This is a genomic window from Mycobacterium sp. NGS68 (assembly GCF_059812195.1).
The window spans coordinates 46,457-50,894 of record NZ_JCALCE010000025.1; the positions used below are offsets into that span (position 1 = coordinate 46,457).

Genomic DNA, 4,438 nt, shown 5'->3' on the forward strand with positions numbered 1-4,438 from the left:
CTCAGCCGGCGTCCAGGCTCGACAGATCCACCAGGGCGCCGGCCTCGTGTGCCCCAACCATTTCGCTGGCGTCCTGCTCCTCCTGCTCGGCCGCGATGCCCTCCTGGATCAGCTCGCTGAGGGCGGCCGGGAAGTTGCGCGCCAAAGCCTCGGCCGTCGCCTGCGGTATCCGGCGGGTGTCGTACCACCAGTCGAGGTGCAGTGCGCCGCCGGTCCGGTACGCCCGGAGCTCGATCGGATGGCCCAGCCCGGGCAGCGGTTCGCGCACCGGCGTCGTCATGTCGGAGTCGAACTGTACCGGAGCATCGACGGCCGGCACTTCCGGGATCACGCCCGCATACCGGAAGTGGATGTCGGGTGTGCGCTGGGCGCCCAGCACGCGGCCGGTCGGCGCGTAGAGGTAGCGCAGCAGGCCGTACCCGATGCCGTAGTGCGGAACGGACTTGAGGGTGTCATGCACGGCGTCCAGCTGCCGAATCGCAGCCGCCCCCTGCCCTTTCACGCAGTCCAGCGGGATCGGGTAGTACGTCGTGAACCAGCCCACGGTCCGGCGCACGTCGACGTCGGGCCGCAGCACCGAGCGGCCCTCGCCCTCGAGTTCGACGGCGACCACACCGTCGCCGACCGTCTGCGCGATGGCCCGGCCGAGCCCGGCCAGCAGGATCTCCTGGATCGAGCGCCGGAACCTGCGCCGGGCGTCGTCGAGCTCCGATGTCTGCTCGGCGGTCAGCGGCGCCGTCAGCCGCGTCAGATCGTCGGCGGTCGGCGGCTGCGTGCCGGCGTCGGGTGCGTCCGAAGCCAGCCACAGCGTCACCTTGTTGGCGTTCTCGACCCAGTAGGCGCGGCTGTCCAGGGCCGCCGGGTGGGTCGCGAGGGCCGCGGCGCGCAGCGACCAGTCCCGCCACCCGGTGGTGACCGATTCCAGCGTGATCTCCTGGTCAGCCAGCCGCTGCCCGAACGCGGTGATGAGGTCCGTCCCCAGAATCTGGCGCGTCGCGTCGTCGGTGACGATCTCGTGCAGCGCGAGGCCCAGGTACTGCGGACCGCCCGCGGCGCCGGTGATGTGTACCGCGGCCAGTGCCGAATCACCTTGCTCGGCAATCAGTTCGGCCAGGATCCGCGACACCGCGGCCCGCTCGTCGGTGCCGTCGTCGGGCAGCGTCGCGGTGGAAAGCCGGGTGAACTCGCCCGGCGGTTCGATGTGCTGCTCGGGCAGGCCGGCGTTGTCGACAAGCCGCAGGCGCAGCGCGTCGTGGTGGTTGGTGACCGCCGTGAGCACCGCACGAATGTCGTCGGCGCCCACCGTCGGGTCCAGGCGCAGGATCAGCGGAACACGCCAGCGGGCGGTGTCGCGCAACCCCCGGTCGAGGAAGTAGGCGATGTTGGGCGGCACCGCCGGATGTGCCTCGGCCTCCGGGGCTTTGGCCAACCCGCTGGACGCGAACGAAGCGTCGACGGCGCGCGACAGCGAAGCCAGGGTGGGGTGTTCGTAGAGGTCCTGCGGGCTGATGGAGAGGCCCTCGTTCGCCGCGCTCATCGCGATGCTGATCGCCATCAGCGAATCACCGCCCATGTCAAAGAAATTGGCGGTGCGATCCACCTCGGGCACACCGAGGCACTGGGTCCAGATGCGGTGCAGGGTGGCCTCGGTCTGCGACTCACCGGTGCCGGCCGCGCCGGCGGCGGGAGCGGAACCGGCCGCGGCGCCGACGTGTGAGCCGTTGGTCGTGGCGGGGATGGCGGACCAGACCCGTTGCTTGGGTTCGACCCAATGCTTTTGGCGGGCAAACGGATAACCGGGCAGGGAAACCAGCTGCGGGTGCGCGGCGCGCCGCGGCGCCCAGTCCACCTCGACCCCCGCCGACCACAGCTCACCGAGGGCGCGCAGGAACGTGTCGCGGTCGTCGGCGTTCTGGATCGGGTGGCGCATCAGCCGGACCGCGCGGTGGCCGTTGGGCCATTTCGCGTGCCGGATCGCGGAGCCGCTCAGGCTGCCGCCGGGTCCGACCTCGACCAGGATGCGGCCGGGCTCGGCGAGTGCCACGTCGAGTTCGTCGGCGAACCGGATCGTCGAACTGATCTGCCGCGTCCAGGTTTCCGGGTCGGTCACCTGCTCGTCGGTCAGCCAGGTCCCGGTCAGGTTGCTCAGCAGCCGGGTGCGCGGGGTCTTCAACTGCTGGCCGGACAGGAACTCCTTGAACTCGGCCAGCATCGGTTCCATCGAGCTGGTGTGGAACGCGTGCGTGGCGCGCACGCGCCGCACCGGGATGCCCGCCTCGGTCAGCCGCTGGCTGAACGCGCGGATCTCGTCCTTGGGGCCGGCGACCACGCAGTTGCCGGCGTCGTTCACCGCGGACAACTCGACACCGCCCGACAGGTACTGCGCGACGTCGTCCGGGCCCACCGCGACCGCGACCATGGCGCCGGGCGGCGACTCGTGCATCAGGCGGGCCCGCAACGACACCGTCTTGATCGCGGTGTCGAGATCGAACACGCCGGCCAGGGTGGCCGCGATGTACTCGCCGGTGCTGTAGCCGATGTACGCCCCGGCGCGCACCCCGTAGCTGTCGACCAGTTGCGCGAGCGCGTATTCCACCGTGAACAGCGCCGGCTGCGAGCGGTCGATGCGCTCCAGATCCGCGGCGTTGCCACCGAAGATCTCGCTGTGCAGATCGACACCCATCGCCTCGCGGAAGCCGGCGGCGCAAGCGTCGAAGTGCTCGGTGAAGACGGGCTCGCTGTCGTAGAGCCCCTTGGCCATGCCGACGTGCTGGGCCCCCTGGCCGGGGAACATGAACACGACACGTTCCGTGGCTGACTCGGAGTCGGCCGATTCACCGACGAACACGTTGTCGTGCTCGGCGGCCCGCAGCACCGTGGCCGCGTGCTCGCGGTCGTGCACGACGGCGGCCAGCGTGACCTTGTGCTTGCGGCGCCGGGTCAGGGTGTGCGCGACGTCGGACAGCTTCGGGCCGTCGGAGCGCTCCAGCGCGTTGGCCAGCGCGGCCCGCGAGTCCGCCAGTGCCGCAGCGGTTTGCGCCGAGAGCAGCAGCACCTGCGGGCCGGCCGGGGCGGGCTCGGGTGCATGAGCGGGCGCCTCCTCGACGACGACGTGCGCGTTGGTGCCGCCGACGCCGAACGAGCTCACGCCGGCGCGAAGCACACCGTCCCACTCCCATTGGCTGTATTTGCTCTGCACGACGAAGGGGCTTTGGTCCAGCCGCAGTTCGGGGTTGGGGCTGGTGTAGTGCAGGGTGCCGGGCAGGGCCCTGTTCTTCAGGCACAGGATCGTCTTGACCAGGCCGGCGACGCCGGCGGCGACCTCCAGGTGGCCGATGTTCGCCTTCACCGAGCCCAGCACGCACGGGCCGGGACGGGGCGTGTCGGAGACCTCGAATGCCGCTCGGAGGCCCTGGATTTCGATCGGGTCGCCCAGCGCGGTGCCCGTCCCGTGGCATTCGACGTAGCTGATGGTCGAGGCGTCGACGCCGGCCACCGCGTGGGCCTCCGCGATGACGTCGGCCTGCGCGGCCGGATTGGGCGCCGCGTAGCCCATTTTCGCCGAACCGTCGTTGTTGATCGCCGATCCGCGGATCACGGCGTGCACGCGGTCCCCGGCGTCGAGCGCGGCCTGCAGGGGCTTGAGGGCCAGCATCGCGACGCCGCTACCGAAGACCGTCCCGTCGGCGCGCACGTCGAAGGGCCGGCAGTGGCCGACGGCGGACACCATCGATCCGGGTGAGACGAAGTAGCCGACGTGATGGGGGACGCACAGCGACGACCCGCCGGCCAGCGCCATGTCGCATTCGCCGGACAGCAGGCTCAGGCAGGCCAGGTGGACCGCGACCAGCGAGGACGAGCAGGCGGTCTGCACCGCGATGCTCGGCCCGCGCAGGTTGAACGCGTGCGATATCCGGGTGGCCAGGAAGTCCTTGTCGTTCTGCAGGAACAGGCTGAACTGGTCGAAGTTCAGGCCCTCGGCCAGCACGGCGTTCGGGTCGCGGTGCGACAGCAGGTTGTGCAGCAGATAGCCACTGGGAGAGCTGGTTCCGTATACGCCGATCGAGCCGTCGAAGCGCGCCGGGTCGCAGCCGGCGTCCTCGAGCGCGTGCCACGCGCACTGCAGGAACAACCGGTGTTGCGGGTCCAGCACCTGGGCCGCCAGCGGAGGGAAGCCGAAGAACTCGGCGTCGAACTCGTCGATCGCGTCGAGCAGCGGCGCGCGGCGCACGTACGCCGGGTTGGCCAAGGTTTGCTCGCTGACCCCGTTGTCGCGCAGCTGCTGCTCGGACAGGGTGACGATGGATTCCTTGCCGCGCCGAAGATTGCTCCAAAAGGTCGAAACGTCGTTGGCGCCGGGGAATTTGCCGGCCATGCCGACCACCGCGATCGCGTTGTCGGGGATGCTCACTGGTCTTGTCCTCTCGGTACTTCAGGT

1 protein-coding gene is annotated in these 4,438 nt (G+C 70.3%); it reads right to left on the reverse strand.

Annotated elements, in window-relative coordinates; all coding sequences use genetic code 11:
• Position 1 precedes the first annotated feature (1 nt).
• The gene (locus AC5Y5V_RS23200) at positions 2–4,411 is read right to left on the reverse strand and encodes a type I polyketide synthase (RefSeq protein WP_499940266.1); all 4,410 of its coding nucleotides are present in this window, start codon (positions 4,409–4,411) and stop codon (positions 2–4) included.
• Between the last annotated feature and the right edge of the window lie 27 nt (positions 4,412–4,438).